The 22,950-nt window shown below is 33.0% G+C and carries 13 protein-coding genes; 9 read left to right on the forward strand and 4 right to left on the reverse strand.

What is annotated here, in order from left to right; genetic code table 11:
* Window positions 1–47: 47 nt before the first annotated feature.
* From FUA26_RS11720 to FUA26_RS11730, 3 genes are read right to left on the reverse strand one after another with little or no spacing between them, the layout of a single operon-like run.
* On the reverse strand, window positions 48–1,667 hold the full coding sequence (locus FUA26_RS11720; protein ID WP_147136160.1) for a carbohydrate binding domain-containing protein: 1,620 nt from the start codon (window positions 1,665–1,667) through the stop codon (window positions 48–50).
* An 11-nt stretch (window positions 1,668–1,678) separates the two neighbouring features.
* Window positions 1,679–3,499 carry a RagB/SusD family nutrient uptake outer membrane protein gene (locus FUA26_RS11725; RefSeq protein ID WP_147136163.1) on the reverse strand — a complete coding sequence of 607 codons (1,821 nt, stop codon included), beginning with the start codon at window positions 3,497–3,499 and terminating at the stop codon, window positions 1,679–1,681.
* A gap of 60 nt (window positions 3,500–3,559) precedes the next feature.
* Window positions 3,560–6,709 (reverse strand): SusC/RagA family TonB-linked outer membrane protein, encoded by a 3,150-nt coding sequence (locus tag FUA26_RS11730; RefSeq protein WP_147136166.1) that lies wholly within the window; start codon window positions 6,707–6,709, stop codon window positions 3,560–3,562.
* A 427-nt stretch (window positions 6,710–7,136) separates the two neighbouring features.
* Between FUA26_RS11730 and FUA26_RS11735 the strand changes: the two genes are divergently transcribed.
* From FUA26_RS11735 to FUA26_RS11755, 5 genes are all read left to right on the forward strand, one after another.
* Window positions 7,137–10,097: a sulfatase-like hydrolase/transferase gene (locus FUA26_RS11735; protein ID WP_186826909.1), complete on the forward strand. Its 2,961-nt coding sequence runs from the start codon at window positions 7,137–7,139 to the stop codon at window positions 10,095–10,097.
* Window positions 10,098–10,360: 263 nt separating this feature from the next.
* The gene (locus FUA26_RS11740) at window positions 10,361–13,462 is read left to right on the forward strand and encodes a SusC/RagA family TonB-linked outer membrane protein (RefSeq protein WP_246109130.1); all 3,102 of its coding nucleotides are present in this window, start codon (window positions 10,361–10,363) and stop codon (window positions 13,460–13,462) included.
* An 18-nt stretch (window positions 13,463–13,480) separates the two neighbouring features.
* On the forward strand, window positions 13,481–15,250 hold the full coding sequence (locus tag FUA26_RS11745; RefSeq protein WP_147136172.1) for a RagB/SusD family nutrient uptake outer membrane protein: 1,770 nt from the start codon (window positions 13,481–13,483) through the stop codon (window positions 15,248–15,250).
* A 10-nt stretch (window positions 15,251–15,260) separates the two neighbouring features.
* A complete protein-coding gene (locus FUA26_RS11750; protein WP_147136175.1) occupies window positions 15,261–16,967 on the forward strand; it encodes a hypothetical protein in 1,707 nt (568 codons plus the stop codon).
* A 10-nt stretch (window positions 16,968–16,977) separates the two neighbouring features.
* Window positions 16,978–17,379 carry a hypothetical protein gene (locus FUA26_RS11755; RefSeq protein ID WP_147136177.1) on the forward strand — a complete coding sequence of 134 codons (402 nt, stop codon included), beginning with the start codon at window positions 16,978–16,980 and terminating at the stop codon, window positions 17,377–17,379.
* A gap of 382 nt (window positions 17,380–17,761) precedes the next feature.
* Here FUA26_RS11755 and FUA26_RS11760 read toward each other — a convergent pair whose 3' ends face one another.
* On the reverse strand, window positions 17,762–18,544 hold the full coding sequence (locus tag FUA26_RS11760) for a T9SS type A sorting domain-containing protein (protein ID WP_147136180.1): 783 nt from the start codon (window positions 18,542–18,544) through the stop codon (window positions 17,762–17,764).
* 261 nt (window positions 18,545–18,805) lie between these two features.
* On the opposite strand from FUA26_RS11760, the gene FUA26_RS11765 reads away from it, so the two are divergent.
* The 4 genes from FUA26_RS11765 to FUA26_RS11780 all read left to right on the forward strand — a co-directional run bounded on the left by FUA26_RS11765 (window position 18,806) and on the right by FUA26_RS11780 (window position 22,732).
* Window positions 18,806–19,663, forward strand: coding sequence for an AraC family transcriptional regulator (locus FUA26_RS11765; protein ID WP_147136183.1), 858 nt, complete (start codon window positions 18,806–18,808; stop codon window positions 19,661–19,663).
* Between the two features lie 120 nt (window positions 19,664–19,783).
* On the forward strand, window positions 19,784–20,788 hold the full coding sequence (locus FUA26_RS11770) for a family 16 glycosylhydrolase (protein WP_147136186.1): 1,005 nt from the start codon (window positions 19,784–19,786) through the stop codon (window positions 20,786–20,788).
* A 44-nt stretch (window positions 20,789–20,832) separates the two neighbouring features.
* Entirely contained in the window at window positions 20,833–21,183 is a 351-nt protein-coding gene (locus tag FUA26_RS11775) for a hypothetical protein (protein WP_147136189.1), read from the forward strand.
* A 94-nt stretch (window positions 21,184–21,277) separates the two neighbouring features.
* Complete coding sequence (locus tag FUA26_RS11780) at window positions 21,278–22,732, forward strand: sulfatase-like hydrolase/transferase (protein ID WP_246109131.1); 1,455 nt, start codon at window positions 21,278–21,280, stop codon at window positions 22,730–22,732.
* Window positions 22,733–22,950 lie beyond the last annotated feature (218 nt).

Here is a 22,950-nt window from a genome sequence, read left to right on the forward strand (position 1 = left end):
CCTATTTATCTAGATAAATAGGTCTTTTTGTTGAGTACATTTATGAGTTAAGGTCTCACATCTACCTTTTCTATGTAAATATTATCAAAGTAATATGTTCCTGCTCCATTAGGGCGGAAAAATATTGAGTGATCATTAGCGTTATCAACGTTAATAATTTTATTATCAATTTTTCTCCACTCTCCAAAAGCACCAGGAGCAGCACCAGCTTGCCAACCAGCGGGTCCAGGATTTAAACTTTGCCAGAAATTAAAAGCATCATTATTACCAACTAAAAAGTCTGCACGACAAGAGTTAGCAGAGCCAGGTTCAGCGTATACCCAGTAGCTTAACTTATAATCTACACCAGGCTCAAAACTACCAAAGTCTTTTAATATGGCTCCTTGGCCACCACCTGAGCTTACAATTTTCAAAATATAATTGCCATCAGGAATAGGTTCACCTGACGGTGCTGTTGTTATATACTCAATTGATGTTGGACCTCCTCTTTCTTCCCAACCAGTTCCTGCTTCTTCAAAACTTGCCATAACATCGCTATTAATATAGTTATAGTTGTGCATTGTTACAGGAGCATCAGTGAATGCTTCAGGCTCTCTTGTATCAGTAGATTTGAAAGTTCCGTTTCCATCATAAGATACAGTAATATTATCTGATCTGTATATGGTTTCATTAAGAGTAATCCAAAGTAAAGTTGCGTCATTTGGATCTGTACTAACATTGCTGATAGTAACAGGGTTTGCACCTCCATTTACTGTAACGGTAAAATATGATTCATGATCAATGAATGGAGCAAATTCACCATTAAAGGGAACAACTATGGTTTGATCTTCTAATTCATAAACATTACCTGTAAGTCTGAAAGGTTGACTAGAAGGAATTACTTTAAAAGGAGCGGGTATTTTATATTGCTCATAATCACCTGGGATGTTTTGACCAGTTCTTCTTAGTGTTAAAGTACCATTAAAAGCTCCTAGTTTTTTTAATACTAGTGTAGCATCTTTTTCTGTACTAGTTGAGCCTCCTATATTCCAATTCCAATCATCTGGTCTTCCTGTTTCTGTTAAATCGAACACATTAATAGCGTCACCAGCTTCAACATAAATAGTATCTGTGCTAGTATGATTTAAAATTTCACCATTACTTCTTTCAATTCTTATAGTAGGAACAATAGTATCATAAACATCAACAACAAATGTTTTGTCTATTACCCAGTTTTCTCCAACTTTTACAGCTGAGATATTGTCTTCTTCTGTAGGACCTCTAAAGGTAACGCTGTCTTTAAATATATTAAATAATCTTACGTGATTATAACCTGAATTTTTAAATAAAACGCTTACTGTTTTATCTTCAGAAGAACCAGAACCAATTATTTTATCATCAAAAATAGAGTCTAATCTTTGAATTGGACCCTCTAAGAAAAAGTTTCCAGATTCAATTTCCCATTTGTGGCTAATAGCGTTTTGAGATAAATCAGAAAATGTTAAATAGTCATCTTTATTTGTTAAAAGTGTATCTGGCCAAGGACTTTGTTCATAGGCAATATACCAACCTACATCACTAAATGAATTAGGTTGATCATACTCATCATCTTTGTTACATGCTGTGAATATAACAGCAAGTATAGCGATGACCATAATTAAATTGTATTTTATATTATGTTTTTTCATGTTATTTTTTTTTAAGGAGTATCATATAATCTAGGGTTAGCTACTTCTTCGCTATTAGGTATTGGCCAATAACCATGAAGATTTTCAGTGTAATTAGCTGCTGCTTGCTCAAACTCAGTCCATTTTGGTTCTGGGTCTTTACCCTCTATTTCGGTTCCAGATAGAATTGACCCCCATCTTGTACCACTTTCACCTTTTTCAGTTTCAAATTTAAAGTTGTCAGACCAGTATTGTCTTTGTGATAATTCTTCAAAGCGTTGTTTTGTAATACCCCATCGACGCAAGTCTATTGTACGTATTGCGTTACCTTCAGCAGATAATTCAAGAGGTCTTTCAACATGCATTAGGTGTTCCATTAAAGATTGCGCATTGTATGAAACATTATCATGATCATTTACAGGGTATTCACCTGTACCATCTAAACCTAATAATCTTACAGCAGAACGTCTTCTAACTCTATTAATATAAACTAAGGCTTCATCAACACCAGCATCATTAGTACCACCAGCAATTAGAGCCTCGGCATACATTAAATAAATATCTGCTAATCTAATTACGCGAACATTAACACCAGAACGTGGGGTAGTTGCAGATATGTCTCTTTCACTTTCAGCTATATCCCAGTTGGTGTATTTTCTCCAATAACAGTGTTCTGCATTGTTATAAGCAGTTCCTTGAGCAGAGGTTTTTAAGTAGTACTGAGTATCTACATCATCAACAAGAGCTATGGAAGCAGAAGTTCGTAAAGAGAATACTCTTGGTACATTTTCTTCCATTACAGGATTGCCTTCTTCATCTCTGACAATTAATCCATTAGCATCTGTTTCTGGCCTGCTAACTGTGTTTCTTGGATCTTGCATATCTAGTACTTCATTTCTATATAGGTCGTTTAACCAACATGCAGGATAAAGAGATCTCCAACCTCCTACAGGACTAAATGCAAAGTTTATAGTAGATGAGTTTTGGTCTTGTCCATAAGGACTTAACTCTTCTTTATAGTTTAATGAATATCCTATTTCTAAAATAGACTCTTCATTAAATTCATCTCTTGTAGTGAAATTACTACCTATATCGGGAGTTAAAGAATAAGGGTGGTCATCAATAATTGTTTTAAAATATTGAGCAGCCATTGTATAATCTCCTTCGTAAAGGTAACTTTTTCCTAGTAGAGCTAAAGCAGTACCAGATGTTAGCCTTCCTGCTTTTCCTTCAGAATAGGTCATTGGTAAGTTTTCTACTCCATACTCTAAATCAGCTCTGTAAAATTCTTGAACAGTTTCAGCAGGACTTATAGGTTGATAATAATCATCAATTGATTGAGGTACATAATCTAAAATAGGTACAGCTCCGTTATTAAAACCTGTGTATAAGTAAAAATAGAATAAACCTCTAAATGTTCTGGCTTGAGCCATAACTAAATCTGCACGCTCTAGAGTCTCTCCTGTGAATTCAGGGTATAATCTTTCGGTGGCTTCAATAACTTGATTAGCTCTGAAAATACCTTTGTATAATGCAGCCCATTTTGCGTTAGGAGCATCAGATGAATTATTAAAAGTCTGCAACCAATATACATTGCTAGTATTTGGTCTACCCCAACCAGGGAAAGTCATGTCAGATCTATTGTATTCGTCTCCTGTTCTTAATATGTTACCATCTTTAAAGGCATTGTAAACAGCTGTTAATCCTGTTTCAAGATCATTTATATTGAGCCAAAAACTACTAGTTGAAAGCTCAACTGGGTTAGTTTCCTCTAAGAAATCTTCAGAGCAACTAAAGATGCATAGAGAAGTTACTAACAAAAAAACCAATTTTTTATATGTTTTCTTTTTCATAATTGTGTATTTGTTAGAAAAATTATTAAATGTTTTTTTCATAAGATATTGAATTTATGATTAAAAGGCAAATTGTACACCTAGTCTAAAGCTAGAACTAACAGGGTATGAACCTCTATCTAAACCTCTTGTGCTGAATCCGTTATTACCAACTTCAGGATCAAAACCAGTATAATCAGTAATAGTGATTGCATTTTGCGCAGACAAATATATTCTTATGTTTGAAATGCCATGCTTTTCTATAGCATCTTTAGGGATTGTATAACCAATGGCTACGTTTCTTAATCTTGCAAAAGAAGCATCTTCTAGCCAATAATCAGTATAACCTCTGTAGTTTTCATGGTCTCTACCACGGTCAGTAGGTATTAATGAATTTGTATTTTGAGGAGACCATTGATGCACTAAGTCTTGATGGCGACCAGATTTGTAAGCAAAAGCTTTACTGCCATTCATTACCTCACCTCCAAAAGCGCCATACCACTGCATAGAAAAATCGAAATTTTTGTAATTAGCACCAAAGTTAAGACCCATTTCAAATTCTGGTAAACCGCCGCCAGCAAATTGTCTGTCGTCTAGGTTTATAACACCATCACCAGCATCAGGAATACCATCATTATTTGTGTCAACAGTAGGAGCATCAACATATTTTAAATCTCCTAAATTGGCATTACCACCAACAAGTGAGTTATATTCATCAAGTTCTTCTTGACTGTCAATTATGCCATCAGTTTTAATTAAGAAAAATGAAGCAGCAGGATAACCTAAAGCTACAGCTGATACTAAATCTTCATTAGGAACACCTTGTACAACTTGGCTACCTCCTAAATATAAAATATCATTACCGCCAGACATACGAGTAACTATATTTTCGTTTTTAGTGTATGTTAGGCCTACATTCCAAGAAAGTTTACCTTTGTGTTTGTAGTTGGCAGACCACTCCATACCTTTGTTTTCCATATCACCAATGTTAATAATAACAGTTGAGTTTGTTGCACCAGCGGTAGTAGGAGGTAGTAGCAACGGCAATAATAAGTCTCTTTTGTTTTCTTTATAAAAATCTGCAGAAATGTTTAATTTATTTTTAAATAAACCAAGTTCAAACCCAGCATTTTTAGATATAGATGTTTCCCACTTTACTTTATCATTTGCGTAACGCTCTTGAATAGCTCCTGCAAGTAACGCATCAGCTTCTTCAGGACCCAAAATAGCATCTCTTTCAATTTGAATAGTAGCTTGATTACTGTAAGGTTCAAACCCTTCATTCCCTACTTCACCATAACCAGCTCTAAGTTTTAATGATGTAGCTACCCTTTTTAAAGGTTGCCAAAAGGCCTCATCAGATACATTCCAACCAACTGATGTAGAAAAGAAGTTACCCCATCTAAAATCTTCACTAAATTGAGAAGAACCATCACGTCTTACAGCACCACTTAAAAGATATTTGCCTTTAAAGTTATATTGTAACCTAGTCATCATACCCATTAGGTTTATTGTACGGTTATTCCATCTACCTCCATTGTTACCTACATCAGAAGTTCCTAATGCAGCACCTAATTCTTGTACTTCATTGCTAACAAACTCTCTTCTGTCAGCAAAAGTACTTCTAGCAAAGGATGTTTCTGCAGAGAATAAACCTGTCCAGTTAAAGTTGTGGTTACCAAAACTTTTTTTATAATTTAAGAAGTTTTCAAAAGTTTGTTTAGTTCTTCTTGAGTATGTTTCTCTTATACCAGAAAGTACTTGAGGTGGTACTATTTCTCCATCTTCGTTAGTTTGAACAAATAATGGGTTAATTACACGTCTTGTGCTATTAGAAATATTAAAACCAACTCTAGCAGTATAAGTTAAGTTATCATTAAAATTATATTTAGCCGTCATGTTAGCATCAAAACTATCAACATTATCTCTATCGGTTTGAATTAGACGTTGTTGGTTTTGAGAAAGGTTTATAGCATCGTTATTAGTTGTTGATCCTGGGTTTTCTATTTCAGTTGCATCTGGATCTAGCTGTTGAGAATATGGATTGTATTTGTATGCCATAAGTAATAATTGCCATGGCTCCCTGTCTCTTTCTTCAACTCTAAAGCCCATACCGGTAGATATGTTCCAGTTTCCTTTTCTGTATTGAGTGTTGGCTCTAACATTAAATCTTTCATAACCAGAGTTGATTAACATACCGTCTTGCTTAAAGAATGACGCATTAATATTATATGCTAATCCATCCTTACCCCCAGAAATGCTCAAGTTGTGGTTTTGTATAGGAGCACTATCTTGTTGAATGATGTCTGTTAAATCAGAATTATTTGTTAACTGGTGTGTACCTTGTACTATAGGTGTCCATGTATTTCCAAAATTTGTACCATTTAAAGCATTTGATCTCAGATGTGTAGCGTATAAATGATCTTCTAACTCCATTAAAGGTAGACCAGATGTAATAGACTGTAATCCATACCAAGTATGAATATTCATTTTCATGATACCTTCTTTACCTTTCTTTGTAGTAATTAATATTACACCATTAGCACCTCTAGTACCATAAACAGCCGTAGAGGCAGCATCTTTTAGTACATCTACAGTTTCAATTTCATCAATACTTAATTTAGGGTCTCCATCAAAAGGGATGCCATCTACAACATATAAGGGGGTGTTAACTCCATTAATTGAACCGATACCTCTAATTAATACATTAGATTCAGCACCAGGTTGACCACTTGAAGCAGTAACGTTTACACCAGCTACAGAACCTTGTAAAGCTGTACCTAAATCTGCCGTAGCATTTAGAACTAGGTCTTCGTTTTTAACTTGTCCCACAGCACCTGTAATTTCTTTACGTTTTTGGGTACCATAACCAACTACAACAACTTCATCTAAAGCAGCAGTGTCTTCATTAAGTTTGATATTAATTGTTGTAGAAGTTCCAACTGTAACAACTTCATCTACATAGCCTAAGTAACTAATATTTAGCTTACTTCCAGTAGCAGCTTTGATAGAGTAGTTTCCGTCAAAATCTGTTACTGCACCTGTTGATGTTCCTACAACAATTACGGTAGCTCCAACTAAAGGCTCTCCAGCATTATCAGTAATTTGTCCATTAATAGTAAGTGTCTGCGCTTGGGCAGTACTTATGCCTATTGTACAAATACATGCAATAAGAAAAGCCTTGAATTGCCATTCTTTGAATAGCAACTTTTCAAGTAATTTGATTTTCATATTTTGTTAGTTTTAAATGTTTTGATACACAAATTTGAATAAAATAGCCTGTTTTAAGGGAAACAAATGTTCTATTGAGTAGCACAAAAGTTCTAAATATTAAATTTATGTTAAATTGTTTAATAGTGTAAGTTATTGTTTTTTAGTTATTTAGTGTTGTTTGTTGTGTTTTTTTTGTAAAAAGTTAAACTGGTTTTTTAAATTTAATATTTAATTCTATTGACGTGATTAGATAATGTGTAATTAAAATTGATCATGCAAAGGGAGATATTATTTAATGATAATAATTCTTACAATTTACACTTTAAAGATGTTTTGTGTATTTCATCATTTTAGAGGTAATTTACAACAATTATGAGGTAATTATAGTTGTTCTATTAAAGTACAATCATTTTAATTTTACCGCACCAAGCTAAACTTTAAAATGATGAAACATTATTACTTTATTCTCCTTTTTTCTTTTTTCTTTTTCAATAATTTTAAAATAAAAGCACAAACTGCAGGAGCTAAACCAAACGTAATTATTATACTGGCAGATGATTTGGGTTATGGCGATGTTGGTTTTAATCGGAATGCCTACGCAAGTACGCACCCATTTCCTGCAGAGCGCGGTATTATACCAACACCAAATATTGATGCTTTAGCCAACAATGGTATTATTTGCAGAAATGCACATGTGGCACATCCGTTTTGCGGCCCAAGTAGGGTAGGCTTGTTAACGGGTATTATGCCACATAGAATAGGTGCTCAATATAATTTACCAAATGATAATACTACAACTTTAGGCGTGCCTACTAATGAAACATATTTTACAAATGTTTTGCAAGATGCTAATTATAATACAGCAGCTATTGGTAAATGGCATTTAGGGCATGAAAATGGTGCCTACCAACCATTAGATAGAGGGTTTGATTATTTTTTTGGAATGCTTGGTGGTGGCAAAAACTATTTTGAAAATATTTATGAAGATGCTTATTACAACAGGTTGGGTGGAAGTAATCCTGTAACCAATGAATATCAAGATCCGCTTTGGCGAAATAGAGGTTACGTAGCCGAAAGTGAATTTAGTGATGCTCCTGAAGAAGATTATTTAACCGATGTTCTAACCGATGAGGCTATAAATTACATAGCAGCCAACGCACCTTCATCTAATCCCTTTTTTCTGTACCTATCATATAATGCGCCTCACACTCCTTTGCAAGCTCCTGCAGCAGAAATAGCACAGTTTAAAGCGGATAACCCTAATTTTGAAGCTTTAGTAAACAATAGTGATTATATAAAAAATTCTAATCCCGTAACAAAATTACCTCAAGCTGAGCAACAAGCTAAAATTGATGAGTTAACTGAGGCTCGTATAACCTACGCAACAATGGTAGCTAACATGGATAAGAATATTGGACGAGTTATTGCCGAATTACAAAAAGATATGACCGAGTTTAACAATACGGTTATTATATTTTTAAGTGATAACGGAGGTTACACATTTAGTAAAGGTGCTGTAAATTGGCCCTTAGATGCTTTAAAGGGTAGTGTTAAAGAAGGCGGCCACAAAGTACCTATGTTTGTACATTGGCCAGCTCAAATAACATCAAACGCTGTTTATGATTATCAATTAAGTGCTTTAGATTTGTACCCAACACTAGTTAATTTGGCTGGAGGTACAATACCTGTTAATAAAACTTTAGATGGAGTAGATTTTATGGATGATTTAATAGCAGGAACCGATGCAAGACCAAGTGAATCTGTTATAATCATGAGGCCTCAAAACGGATTTCATAACGGAGGCGTTTCAAACGGAAAGTGGAAAATTGTTAAAACAGCTAGTGGCGAATGGAAATTATATGATATTATAAATGATCCTGGTGAAACTACCGATTTAAGAAGCACTGAACCTAATGCGGAACAAATTATACAAGATATGCTAAATGATGGCATAACTACTGTTGTAAATTTTAAAGATGTTAAACCACTTTGGTTTGATAATGATGGAGATGGAAGCGGGCATCCGCATAGTTTTTTATGGAATGATGGTACATTACCAGGTTATAATAGGTTGTTTGAAAGCCAACAATTATTATTAGAAAATGAAATAAGCCAAATTTCAATTGAAGGTATAACCGATGCTGTTGAAGGTGAAATAAATGGTGTTTTTACAGTAAGTTTACCCGAAGGTGTTTTAGCTTCAGAAACTATAAACGTAAACTATACAATTAGTGGCAATACAACAAATAGCACAGATTTTACAACATTGTCGGGTACAGTAACTATTCAAAATGGAGAAAACAGCGCTAATATAGTTGTTGAAGCCATAGCTGATGGCTTAGATGAAACATCAGAAACTTTAACAATTACCTTACAATCTACAAGTTATGGTACAGTAAATACAGCTCCTGCAAGTATTTTTGTGTTAGATGCTATTACACCAACACCATTAACAGCGGGTGATATTGCTATAGTTGGTTTTAAAGCTGAAGGCACCAATAACGGGGCTGTGGCTTTTATGTTGCTTAAAGATATTTCGGCTACTACAAAAATATCTATTTCTAACAGGTCATGGGCAGGAACACAAGATGGATGGACTGGAAATTATAGTGTTGATGATATTTGGACGTGGACTGCTGGTGATGCCTTTAGCACAGGCGCTATTTTTGTGTTAGATTCTGATGGCCTTGTAAAACATGTGGTTAATAATATGCAAACAGTAGTTGGTACAACATCACATGATTATACAGGAAAAGAAACTGAAAGTAGTGATGGTGATTTTGATATGGCCTCTGCAGGTGATGGCATTTTAATTTTTCAGGCAGACCCTTTTGTGTTGCCAACAAACCCAAATTCAAGTGAGTGGATTACAGGTTTAAACACCAATGGCGGTTGGGGTACTGGTGGTGGTAATTCGTTTTGTGCATTACCAACAGCTTTAGCAAATGGTGTTAATGCCAATGCAGTAGGTACAGATCAGGATAACGGTGTATATACGGGTGCTTTGGTTGGTACACCAGCTCAGTTAAGAGCAAGTATCAATAACCCTTCAAATTGGATAACTTCAGAAACCGTAAATTATAATCTTTGGCCTTATAATCAAACAGTGAGCTCTAATGCTGGCCAAATAGGTGCTGCGGGAACTTTAAGTGTTAACTCAAATAAAACACTTGGTTTAAATATTTATCCCAATCCGTCAAATGGTATAATTAATATTCAATTTAAAAATGTAGTTAATAGCCTTAAAGCTGAAGTGGTTTCGTTAACAGGAAGAGTTATGAAAACATTACAAAAAAGTAATATTAACTCAACTGAAATAAATATGTTTAATTTACAACAAGGTACCTATGTTTTAAGGCTATATCACGATAATGATGTAACCATAAAAAAAGTACTCAAAATATAACACTAAAATACCGTAATTAATATAAAAGCTTGTGTTTAATACAAGCTTTTTTTGTGTCTTATCTTCATTTTAGTACAAAAGCTATTTAGCTAGGTAAAATAGGTTAGGTTATGGGTAAATATTACTATTCACAACCTCTTTTCATAAAGTAAATTTACAGTATAAAACTCAGTTTAACACCAAGTTAAGTTGAGCCTTTATGTGTTTTGTATTCATGCAAAAACAAAAAAATAATTAAAAACAAGCTAATTAAACTTAAACAAATGAAAGTGAAAAGCGTATTTATTACGAGAAAATTACTGAGCAATACCATGCTTGTTATGTTTCTGTTTTTAAGTTGTGCTCTTTTAGCGCAAACAGGAAAAATAACAGTAAAAGGTGTGGTTTCAGGTGAAGACGGAATGCCTATTCCTGGGGCTTCTGTAGTTCTTGTTAAAAATGAAAAAACAACAGGAGCTGTAACAGATTTTGATGGTAATTATTCCATAGAAGCTAGTATAGGAGATACTCTTAAATTTAGCTACTTAGGTATGACGGCACAAACTTTAAAAGTTATTGGGGCAGAGTTAAACGTTGTTTTAAAAGCCCAAGTAGATGAATTAGAAGAGGTAGTTGTTATTGGTTATGGAGCTGTTAAGAAAAAAGAATTAACAGGGGCTGTAACGCAAGTAAAATCTGATGCTTTAGAAAAAATTGTAAGTGCCGATTTGGGTACAGCTCTACAGGGGCAAGCAGCAGGTGTTAATGTTGTGTCTTCATCAACACCTGGAGGAGATTCTGAAATACTAATTAGAGGTATTACATCATTAGATAATAATACGCCATTATATGTGGTAGATGGTATAGTTCAAGAAGGAGACCCCAGAATTCCGCCAACAGATATTGAAACAATAGATATATTAAAAGATGCAGCATCTACTGCAATTTATGGAGCAAGAGGAGCAACAGGAGTTATAATTATTACCACAAAGCAAGGTAAACCAGGGTCTTTACAAGTAAGATATCATGGTAATTACGCTATACAACATAGGCAAGCTGCAGTGCCTTTAATGAATTCTGTTGAGCAAACATATTTTGATGTTGTTACACAAAGAAATACAGGTGGTGCTTTTGATGACGAGGTAAGGTTACAATTACTACAAAACCCGATACAGTTTCAAAATGAAACAAATTTAAACGATATTTTATTTAATCAAGATGTACCAACGCAAACACATAACCTAAATATATCTGGTGGTACAGAAGATATTACATATAATGTAGCTCTTGGTTTTTTTGATCAAGAAGGTATTCAAGTAAATTCAGCATACCAACGTTTTAACACGCGTTTTAATACGGTATATAATAAAAATAAAGTTAGAATTCAATCTAGTTTAGCTTTTATTCAAGACAGTAGGGATATTCCGCAAGGAAATTTACTGTCGCAAGCTATTGTATATAGGCCAACGCAAAATGGTTTAGATTTAAATAGTTTTGATGAACTAGAACAAGGGGGTGATGATGTAAACAGATTAGGTTGGGTTTTAGAAAGCTTAAGAACAGAACAAAATCAAAAAAGTGTAAGAACTAATGCTTCATTTAGGTTTGATTATGATATTACTAAAAACGTAACATTTACGAGTAATGTAGGTTTATCTGCTTATAACACTTTCAGAAAAGATTATAGGCCTTATCAAGAAATTTTTAATACCCAAGGCATATTACAATCGCAACCTATAAACAGTTATATAGACAATAGTACAAGCTATAATAGGTCATTAAATATAAATGCAGGTATAACCTACCAAAAAGTTATTAATGATGACCACAAGTTAACATTTGCATTTTTTGCTGATAGAGAAAAATATCAAAATGAAGCGTTTAGAGCCAGACGTTTAGAGGCAACTAACCCAGATGCAAGAGTGTTAAATTTAGCCACAGGAGACCAAAGTGTAACATCTGGTTTTGATTATACAACAACTAGAATAGGTACTATTGGGCGTGTGCTTTATGGTTATAAAGGGCGTTATTTATTAAGTGCAAGTGTTCGTAGAGATGGGTCATCATTAGTGTCATATTTAGTTTCGCCAAAAAAACAATGGGGTACTTTCCCCGGAGTTTCATTTGCTTGGAACGCTTCAGATGAGGCATTTTGGGATAAATACAAAAGAATTGTAAATAACTTTAAAGTAAGGTTATCTCATGGTACCATAGGTAATGATCGTGTAAGACCTTATTCATTCATTCCTGGTATAGAACAAAACATTAATTACATAGGTAATTCAGGCTCGGGAGATTTTGTGAATTTAGGATCAACTCAGCTAGATTTTGCTAATAAAACCCTTAAATGGGAATCTACAACAACATCAAACATTGGTATAGATTTAGGGTTCTTAAAAAACAAAGTAACACTTACTGCCGAGTATTATTATGCTGATAAAAAGGATATGTTATTCCCTGTATTTTTACCATTATCTGCCGGAGGTGGTAATAATGCCCAAGTAACTCTTAATGTAGGTAACATGATAAATAAAGGGGTAGAACTTACAGCTGCTTACCGAGGAAATATTGGTAAAGTAAGATTTAATATGAACGGAACATTCTCAACTAATGAAAATGAAATTACAAAAATTGATGGCGATTCAGATTTTCAGTTAACAAATGATTTTGGATTAGTTGGAAGAGCTCCTCAACAATCTAGAGTTACGGCTTTAGCCACAGGGCACGAAGCTGGCGCATTCTTTTTATGGAGAACTAATGGTATTATAGATACTGAAGAAAAATTAGCCGAGTACCAATTGTTAGATAATAATGCAAGAATGGGTGATACTAGATTTATAGACCAAAACAATGATGGTATTCTAGATGATAATGATCGTGTTTACAGCGGAAGTGGTTTACCTAAATATGAGTTAGGTTACACACTAAACTTAAATTATAAAAGTTGGGATTTTTCAATGAATTGGTACGCTGCTTTAGGTCAGGAAATCATGAATGGTTTTGATGCTTGGGCATATGGTTTTGGAAGACATAAAGATTTAATTTATCAATGGTCTGAAGCTAATCCAGATTCTCCAATTCCAGCATTTAGAAATGATGTTAGAAGGCATCCTAACTACTTGGGGTATAGTGACTTTTGGTTAGAAGATGGTTCGTATTTAAGGTTAAGGCAAGTATCCTTAGGCTACGCTATACCAAAACGTAAAGTTGAGAAGTTAGGCTTAAAGTATTTAAGATTTTACGTAAGAACTCAAAACCCACTAACATTCACTAAATACTCTGGTTATAACCCAGAAATTGGTGGAGGTATTGTATCAAGAGGTTTAGATAAAGATACAGGGCCAATATCTATTCAGTATCTATTTGGTATCAACTTAAACTTTTAGAGAAAACTTTTATTTGTTATGAAACATATATTAATAAAATCAATAATATTAGTCTTTGCAATTAGTGCATTAAGCTCATGTGCAGACAACGAGTTTCTTCAAGAACAAAACCCTAATATTATAGGTGTAGATCGTTTTTGGAGAAACTTATCAGAAACCAATGCAGGGTTAAACGCCGTTTATCAAACCATGTATCATCCAGCAGTCTTAAACGTAATAGCCGAAACATTAAGGTCTGATATGGGATACCCAGGTTACGGGCGCCCAATACCGCAAAATACCGAAGATTTCTACCTTCACACTTATAATGGAGGTACAAATGAAATTATAGATAAGTGGCAAACATGTTATCAAGGTATATTTAGAGCTAATCAAGTAATTGAAGCACTTAATAATATTCAAAACACTACTGATAATCAAGACGAATGGGTTTCACAAATGGCTCAAGCTAGGTTTTTTAGAGGGTTATTTCATTACTATCTATATACAACCTTCAATGAAGGAAGTATAATTATTAGAGATAAAGTACCAGTAACTAACCAAGATTATGCAAAAGCATTATCACCAGCTCAAGATGTGTTAAGTTTTGTAAGGCAAGATTTAGAGTATGCCTATGCAAACTTGTATAAAAAAGGTGAATATCCAAACGGAGATATTACAAGAGTAACTTCTGGTGCAGCAGCAACCATATTAGGTCATACATACTTGCAAAATTTAGAATACGCCAAAGCTATGCCTTATTTTGATGATGTAATTAATAACCATGGTTATACGTTGGAGTATGATTTAGATAAAATGTTTACAAATGCCGGTGAATTTAATAGTGAATCTATTTTTGAAATAAATTTTAGCATCATAGATGCCGATTTAACAAATGAAAGTAGGTGGATTGGAGAAACAGGAACCAATTGGTTAAACCAGCAAACATCAAACACCAAAGGCGCTGTTGGGCCTGCGTGGATAGCCCACGCCTACAAGGCAGAACCAATGGATCCGTTAGATAATAGAAATTATTACATAGACCCAGATACAGGTTTAACATTACGAAATGTACCTCTAAGAGCATCATCTATGATAGCAATTGTTGATGATACACAAACTTTATACTATGAAGTACAAACCAGTGCCTACAATAGGTTTCATGGTACAGCATGGGGCTTTGCATGGTGGAAAAAATACACAAATCATGATATTGTTGCTTCCGAAGGGCAGTTACCAACTGGATCTTCAACACTATCAGAAAAAAATGTTGTAGTTAACAGGTTGTCTGAAGTTATACTAATGCAAGCTGAATGTAAAATTAAAACAGGAGATGTTAGTGGTGCTTTAGAACTTATAAACAATATACGTAAACGTTGGGGGTTAGTATTACTTGGTGAGCAAGGAGCTAATACAAACAGAACATATGATGATGTTGTTTACAACGAAAACACGCTAATGAGGCATTTAATGTATGTTGAAAAGCCTTTAGAAATGTCAATTGAAGGACATGCAATTCGTTGGTTAGATTTTATAAGATGGGAAAAATCAGATAATTATAGCTTTAAAGACAGGCTAGATGAATTAGCTAATACAGTATTGTATGGTGTTAACTTTAGTTATGTAAATGAAGAAGGTAATATCCAAACAAGATTTAACTACCCGTCACTAGTAAGTGAACAACCACTAGTTGATCATATAGTTGTAGATTATGAGTATGATACTTCTGCATTAAATTACAATGAAAGTACCCAAAAGTACTATCCAATACCCTTTGCTGAAGCTAATGCAAACCCAAACATAAACTAAAAAATACGTTATGAAAAACATTAATATATACTTAATAATTTGTTTAATATTACTTGGCTTTACAAGTTGTGAAGAAAAGGAATATGCAGATTTTACAGCGCCCGATGAGTTGTCAGATGTTTCTTGGCTTATAGGTACAGAACCATTTGTTAATGATCCGTTCAGTATCAATGTAGATACACAAGTGCCATTTTTAGATTTATCACAAGGTGCTATAAGTCATGAATGGATAATTGAGGAAGGCAATAAATTTTTAAAAACAGGTTTTAAATCTCAAGATTCTATTTTTGACGATTTTATAATGGAAGATGCAGGTTTATCTTTAACAAACCCTAAAGCTTTCGTATTATTTAAAAATAGCGGAATAAATAAAGTAAGGCTTCTAAATAAATTTAAAGAAAAAGTAACATACAAGTCTAGCGAAGGTATTCTTGAAGCGCACCAAGAAGGTGACTTTTGGGTAATAGACACAACGTTTACTTTTGATGTTTATGCAAAAATAAAACCAGCATTCTCAATTTTTCAAGAGGGTAATGAAATTTTAAATGTTACTAGTGATGAAGAAACATCATTAGAAGATGAGGCTTCATGGCCAACAGTTGAAATTGAAGCAGCAACAGGTTTAACATATGTAGATAATACAACCGTAGGAAGACCTAACGGTACAACATGGATAATTCCTGACGGTGTACCTAGCCAAATAGGAGGAATAGAACGTGAAATTAAATTTTTTAAATTAGGAACTTTCAATGCTGGTGCTATACGGTCATTAAGGCTAAATGAATTGCCTCGATATACCGCAGAAAAAGTAATTCCTTTAAAAGTAAAAGTTGTACAGTCTAGCCAGCCATTTCAATTTGATGGAGCTTTATCTGAAGATGAAAATGAGGTTATTCGTTTTAGAGTAAATGGTGAGCTTGTGCCGTTTACAGGTGAAGAATCTAACTTTACAGTAAATGTAACTAATGCGTTAACAGGTTTTAATCAAAATATACCAGTAGCATCAGCTAGAGTAAGTGAAGAAAATGCTATTTTTTTAGAACTAGTACTATCAGCTCCTATTTATAACAGTGATGTAGTAACGGTGTCATACAACGGAAATGGAAGTATTCTATCTGCAGACGAAAGAATTTTACAAGCCTTTGGCCCAGAAACAGTAGCAATGCATTTTGCCGGCAATATAATACCAGAAAAAGCGCATGCTAGTTTTGAAGAACCAAGCGGTGCCGCTAATAGAGCATTTGCATTAAATTATTTTACAGGAAACAACAATATTTTAGGAGGAGGCAATTTTGTTTTTGAAAGAAACACTGAAAGAGCTTCAGACGGAATGGCAAGTATGAAATGGAGCACACCAGCATCAAATCCATTTCCTAATGTAAACCTATGGAGTTTTGGTCTAGCTAGAATAGCATCAATACCAGCAGGTACCTATTTATTGTCTTATGATTTGTTTATTGAACCAGGTACTACGTTAAAAACTTTCAGAACAGAGTTTAATCAGCCAGCATTTAGTCGTCAAATTTGGGATATAGAAAATGAACCAAGAGGCGAATGGATTACTGTTAAAAATACAGTTACTACAAATGAAATAACGCCAGGAATGAATTTAAGATTTACGTTTAGGCCACATGCTGATGAAAACCCGGGTGTTACAGGTGCGCAAGTAATGTATATAGATAACCTTCAGTTTATAGAGTTAGAAGTAAGACCTTAAAATTAAAAACATGAAAAAAATTATAAAAATATATGTAGTAATTGTAATGATATTATCATTTACTGCATGCGATGAAGAAAGTAATTTTAAAAATTTTGATGCTGTTTTAACACCAGTTTATAGCTTAACTAATATAAGTAATGGCCCTTTTAAAATTAATATTTACAGAGAAAAAGCTTTAATAATAGAGTATATCTCTGAAGTTAATGTTGTAAGGTATAAAACATCTAATTACCAAGACAACTCAACTGAAACCAGTTATAATATTACAGTAACTAGAGTTTCTGAAGACGAAACACCTTCACAATCATATGAAATATTAGCCGATAAAATTACAGGTGAGGGTACATTAACAATAAATACAACAGATGTACATAATATTGTATTAAATGAAGTTGATGTTTACAATTAATGCTTAAGTTGTAAAGCAATAGTAAGTATATTTTTTAGTTAGTTTTAAAAAGGTGAAATTATAAATTTCACCTTTTTTTATCCTTAATTTTTAATTAATATTTATTGTAAAATAACTGTTTGTAAAAGGAAGTTTTAATAACTAATTATATCATTTTAGATATTAGAAATTTATGTAATTAACATTTATTAGTCATGTTTTCTAACATGAGAAATACAGAACAAATACCATAATAAATTATTTGTTTAATATTTTATAATATTTGCCATTAAAATATAAACGTAAATGTTTGAAAATAATAGCTTAATAAATTTGAAATAAAATAGATATAAAAAAACACCTCTAAAAAGAGGTGTTGTAATTATTTTAAAAATAACACATATTAGTGCTTTAAAAACTTTTTAGTTGAAACCCCATTTTCTGAAGTTAATTTAACTAAATACATAGATTTGTTTAATGAAGAAACATTAATTTCATTAGTAACATTAAGTTGTGTTAAAACAGATTTTCCTAATAAATCAAATACTTCAACTTTACTAATTGGTTCTTTTGCGTTAATGTATAAAACATTTTTAACAGGGTTAGGGTAAGCACTAAACTCAAAAGCATTTTTATTATTAGTTGATAATATTTCAGATTGCGAAACAAGAATGTTATCTACATGCACCGTGCCTCCATCTGTTATATCTCCGCTATCACTTCTTCTAAAAATAATTTGCCATTTTTGTAAAGTACCTGTCCAACTAGCATTTGTAATTTCAAAATTATAAGTTTTAAAAACACCAACAGCATCTGTTGTAATGGTAATATCGGCAGCATTAAACCAATTGCCTCCAGCATCTCTGGCACGTATTCTTAATAAATTAACTTGGCTAGAGTTGTTACTTACTTTTAATTCAAAATGTTTGTAATTAGTGTCTAAAGCCTCAACAGCAGCAGGGGCGTACATAATTGCGTTATTGCTAGTTGTTGGCCATGTTATTTCCAATTCGCCATTGGGGTTATTTCCAAAAAAGGAAGCCCAAGGGCCTGTGCCACCGCCACCTTGAGTCCACCCTTCCCATGAAGTTCCGTCAAAAGTGTATTCTAAATCAGCCTGTGCGTTTGTTTGGTTAATACCAACTGTTAAAAAGCTAATAAATAATAAATAGTAAAAGTTTCTCATAATTTTAGTTTTATGTATTGTTTATACTACCAATTTAATGGTTATTGTCAGCTTTTTTTTATTCGTTATTACCTCTAACCTATTCAAATTTATCTTATTAGGTGCTTTTGGTTTGGTAAACTGTTAAAATGTTTTAGGTTTTCTTTTTAATTAGTATCTTGTTGGTATAAATAGGTTATTTTATAGTCAATTTTATCTTAAAAAGTTGTTTTTAATTGTTTTTTAGGGTAAAAAAGACTAGTAAGTGTTAAAATTTCACATATGAAACTAGTTTTAAAAAATTCAGCCAATTTTGTAAACAAAAGAATAAGTATTGTAAAAAAAGAGCAACCTTGTTTAGATTCTGCATGGCATTACCATCCAGAGTTTGAGTTGCTATACATATCAAAAAGTAGTGGTATAAGGTTTGTTGGAGATAATGTATCGCATTTCTCATCAGGTGAACTGGTTTTAATAGGCTCATATTTGCCACATTTATACAGAAATGACCCAGCTTATTATGAAAAAGGAGGCGATTTAAAAGTTAAAACCATAGTAATGAAGTTTACCAAAAACTTTATGGGTGAAGGTACTTTTGATAACCCCGAATTTTCTGAAGTAGCTAAACTTTTAGATGAATCTAAATTTGGGGTACTGTTTGATAAAAGTGTAAGTGAAAAAATGCATGATGAAATTTTAGAAATAGTTCAATTATCAAAAGGTGAACAATCAATCAGGTTATTAGATTTTTTATATAGATTATCACAAGTTGAAGATAAAAAAGCACTTTCTTCAACAGATATGAGACAATTTTCAACTGAAAACCCAGATAGGTTAGATACAGTTATAAAATATATTTCAGATAATTATATGAATACCATATCATTAAGTGATATTGCTAATATTGCTTGCATGACAACCAATTCCTTTTGTAGATTTTTTAAAAAAATGACCAATAAATCATTTACAGAGTTTCTTAATGAAATAAGAATTAGAAATGCTGCCCGTATGCTAGTGCAAGAAAATTATCCAATATCTGAAGTCTGTTTTCTTGTAGGTTACAAATCCATTCCAAATTTTAATAAACAGTTTAAGCAAATAATGGGGCAAACACCAAAAGCCTACAGGTACAGATTGTAAAAATTGGCCTGAACTATTACAAACTAAACATAGGTAAAATATCATATATATAGGGTAAGTTAATTAAATAGCTTAACCCTTTTTTTATGTTTTTTTGTACATAACAAATAATGTGTTTACATGAATAGTATAGCTAAAACATTACTTTTAATAAGTTTCATACTAGTACTTACAAGTTGTAAAACCTCAAAAAAAACAGCTACAATAATAAACCAAGTATTACCCTTTTCTGATCAAGAAAATGAAGGTAAATGGGTGTTGAATACAGAAGTTAGTGATGAGTTTGATGCACATAAAATTGATGAAAACCGTTGGTACATTGTAGGTAAGTTTAAAGATGGAAAACCTTTTTATAAACACCCCGATTTGCCAAATAAAAAAGTTTGGAAAGGTAGAGCGCCTTCACAGTTTTCTGGCAGAAATTATCGTTTAGAAAATGGTAAGTTAAAGCTAGAAGCTCGTTGGGAACCAGAATTTCCCTTTAGCCATGAAATAAGAAAACCCGTTTTTGGAGAGGCGCTGCCCTATGAAAATATAACAACACCATGTTTTATTGGGCGTAAATTTTTTAAATACGGTTATATTGAAATTAAAAGTAAAGCTGCTGATGCGCCTGTAACAAGCGGGTTTTGGTCTATGGGTGAAAGGTTAGAGTTTGACTTTTTTGAAACCTACGGCGGCACTATTAATCCAAATAAAAAACATTTAGATAACCAACTGTGGTGGTCTATAAGAGACTGGGATAAACCCATGACAGGCAAGCCTGCCTACACTGAAAAAAAAGATGTTGGTTTTAGAATTGCTGATGATTGGCATATTTGGGGAATTGAGTGGGACGCCAAAGGGGTAAAGTATTATATAGATGGTAAGTTGTTTTCTCAAGTTACAGCCAATGAAGTAACCGCTTGGGCAAAAGAAAACAGAAAAAATTTAAACTTACCCAAAAATTATAATGGTTACGTTGCTACAAGGCCAATAAGTATTTGGTTAGATATGGAAATTTTTCCTTGGCATGACATACCCAAAAGTAAAGAAGAGTTAGAAATGCATAGCCCTGAAAACAAAAAACATGATGGTGTTGTAGATTTTGAAATTGAGTATGTTAGAGTTTGGCAAAAGCAATAACATTATGTAACTAAAACTAAATATTAACATTAAAAAATTAAATTATGAAGAAAATTGTATTAGCAGTATTGTTTATGCTAACAGCTACGGTAACTTTTGGCCAAAACAAATGGCAACAAAAAAAGATTGATTATTTTGTAGAAGCCGCTGCAAAAGAATTTAAACTAGATAAAAAACAAACCAATAAACTTTTAAAAGTTAGAGCTACTTATTTTTTAGAGTACATGGAAATAGTAAAAAAAGCAAAAAGCGGCGCTATTACTCCAGAGGAAAAAAAATCTCAAATCAATGCGCATAACCAAAAGTTTAATGCAAACTTAAAAGCAATTACCGGTACAGATAATGTTCAACCTTTCTTGGTTAGAATGCGGGACGAATTAAAAAATGTAAAATAATAAGGTGCATCCAGTATATTTTGAAAAGCGATTTGTTTTTATCAAATCGTTTTTTTAACCCAAAGCATTAAAGTATTAAATGAAAAATATATTTGTGATAAAGAAACTTTTGGCTTTAGTAATATTACTTACTATAACCAGTTGTAAAGGGCAGTCTGCTGAAAAAAATAAAAGAGTTCAAGATAAAAAACAACCTAATATCCTTTTAATTTTATGTGATGATTTAGGATATGCCGATGTTGGTTTTAACGGTTCTAAAGATATTAAAACACCAAATTTAGATGCTTTAGCTGCTAAAGGAACCATTTTTAATGACGCATATGTTGCACATCCATTTTGTGGCCCCAGTAGAGCAAGTTTGCTAACAGGAAGGTATGCACATAAAATAGGAGCACAGTTTAATTTGCCAACAGAAGGAGATCAAACTAAAGGGGTTGATGTAAATGAAACTTATATAAGTAAAGTGTTACAAAAAGCAGGTTATTACACAGGTGTAATGGGCAAATGGCACTTAGGTTTTCAAACAGAATACCACCCAAATACCAGAGGGTTTGATGATTTTTATGGATTCCTTGGAGGTGGCCATAAGTATTTTCCAAAGCAATTTAAAGAAGCTTATAACAAGCAAAAAGCTAACGGACAATCTTTTATTTGGGAGTATTTACACCCATTAGAACATAACGGAAAAGATGTTGATGAAACAGAATATGTTACAGATGCTTTGTCAAGAGAAACAATGCGGTTTATTAATGATGCTTCAAAAAAAGAGAAACCATTTTTTATGTATTTATCTTATAATGCACCACATACACCTCTAGAGGCTAAAGAAGAAGACTTAAAATTGTTTCAACATATAAAAGATAAAAAACGACGTACCTATGCTGCAATGGTTTATGCCGTAGATAGAGGTGTTGGTAAAATTGTAGAAAAGCTAAAGCAAACTAATCAATTTGAAAATACATTAATAGTGTTTTTAAGTGATAATGGCGGAAAAACAATTGCAGGAGCCAATAACCATCCGCTAAAAGAAGGTAAGGGAAGTGCTTATGAAGGCGGTTTTCGTGTGCCAATGTTTTTACACTGGCCAAACGTTGTACCAGCAGGAAAAACATATAGTTACCCAATTTCAGCTTTAGATTTTTATCCAACATTTGCACATTTAGCTAATGCCAAAATACCCGAAGATAAAGCTTTAGATGGTGTAAATTTTTGGAATCATTTTTTGAAAAAAGAAAACCCAAGAAAAGATCAGCCTTTGTTTATAATGCGCCATAGAAAAGGTTTTAGTGATGTAGCTATTAGAAAAAACCAATGGAAAGCATTAAAAGTATACCAAAAACCATGGAAACTTTTCAATATTGAAAACGATATAAGTGAAAGTAATGATGTAAGTAATTCACACCCTGAAATTTTGAAAACATTGGTTGAAGATGGTAACCTATGGAGTAAAACCCATATACAGCCCTTATGGTTTCATATTGAAAAAGAAGGAGAGCAATGGCAACAAGATAACATGCCCAGGTTTAATGAAACCTTTAAACTAAATTAAAACCACACCTTTAACTTTATGTTTAAAAAGTGAGATACAGCAAAAATGGCTAGATTTTTTTACTATCTTCATCAAGTTGAAGTAAAATTGCTCTTAAAAGAGGTAATATTGATTACTTGTAGGGTAAATTATTAAACCGTTAGAGTAGGTATAAAATATTAATTTAGTAACAACTAAAATAAAGGGCTAAACACGTGTTATAAGCCTAAAACGTAAAT

The sequence above is a fragment of the Seonamhaeicola algicola genome, assembly GCF_007997385.1.
Classification (GTDB): domain Bacteria; phylum Bacteroidota; class Bacteroidia; order Flavobacteriales; family Flavobacteriaceae; genus Seonamhaeicola; species Seonamhaeicola algicola.

Coding starts and splice junctions, on each gene's coding strand:
- FUA26_RS11720 (WP_147136160.1), bottom strand. CDS start 1,667: ATGAAAAAACATAATATAAAATACAATTTAATTATGGTCATCGCTATA.
- FUA26_RS11725 (WP_147136163.1), bottom strand. CDS start 3,499: ATGAAAAAGAAAACATATAAAAAATTGGTTTTTTTGTTAGTAACTTCT.
- FUA26_RS11730 (WP_147136166.1), bottom strand. CDS start 6,709: ATGAAAATCAAATTACTTGAAAAGTTGCTATTCAAAGAATGGCAATTC.
- FUA26_RS11735 (WP_186826909.1), top strand. CDS start 7,137: ATGAAACATTATTACTTTATTCTCCTTTTTTCTTTTTTCTTTTTCAAT.
- FUA26_RS11740 (WP_246109130.1), top strand. CDS start 10,361: ATGAAAGTGAAAAGCGTATTTATTACGAGAAAATTACTGAGCAATACC.
- FUA26_RS11745 (WP_147136172.1), top strand. CDS start 13,481: ATGAAACATATATTAATAAAATCAATAATATTAGTCTTTGCAATTAGT.
- FUA26_RS11750 (WP_147136175.1), top strand. CDS start 15,261: ATGAAAAACATTAATATATACTTAATAATTTGTTTAATATTACTTGGC.
- FUA26_RS11755 (WP_147136177.1), top strand. CDS start 16,978: ATGAAAAAAATTATAAAAATATATGTAGTAATTGTAATGATATTATCA.
- FUA26_RS11760 (WP_147136180.1), bottom strand. CDS start 18,544: ATGAGAAACTTTTACTATTTATTATTTATTAGCTTTTTAACAGTTGGT.
- FUA26_RS11765 (WP_147136183.1), top strand. CDS start 18,806: ATGAAACTAGTTTTAAAAAATTCAGCCAATTTTGTAAACAAAAGAATA.
- FUA26_RS11770 (WP_147136186.1), top strand. CDS start 19,784: ATGAATAGTATAGCTAAAACATTACTTTTAATAAGTTTCATACTAGTA.
- FUA26_RS11775 (WP_147136189.1), top strand. CDS start 20,833: ATGAAGAAAATTGTATTAGCAGTATTGTTTATGCTAACAGCTACGGTA.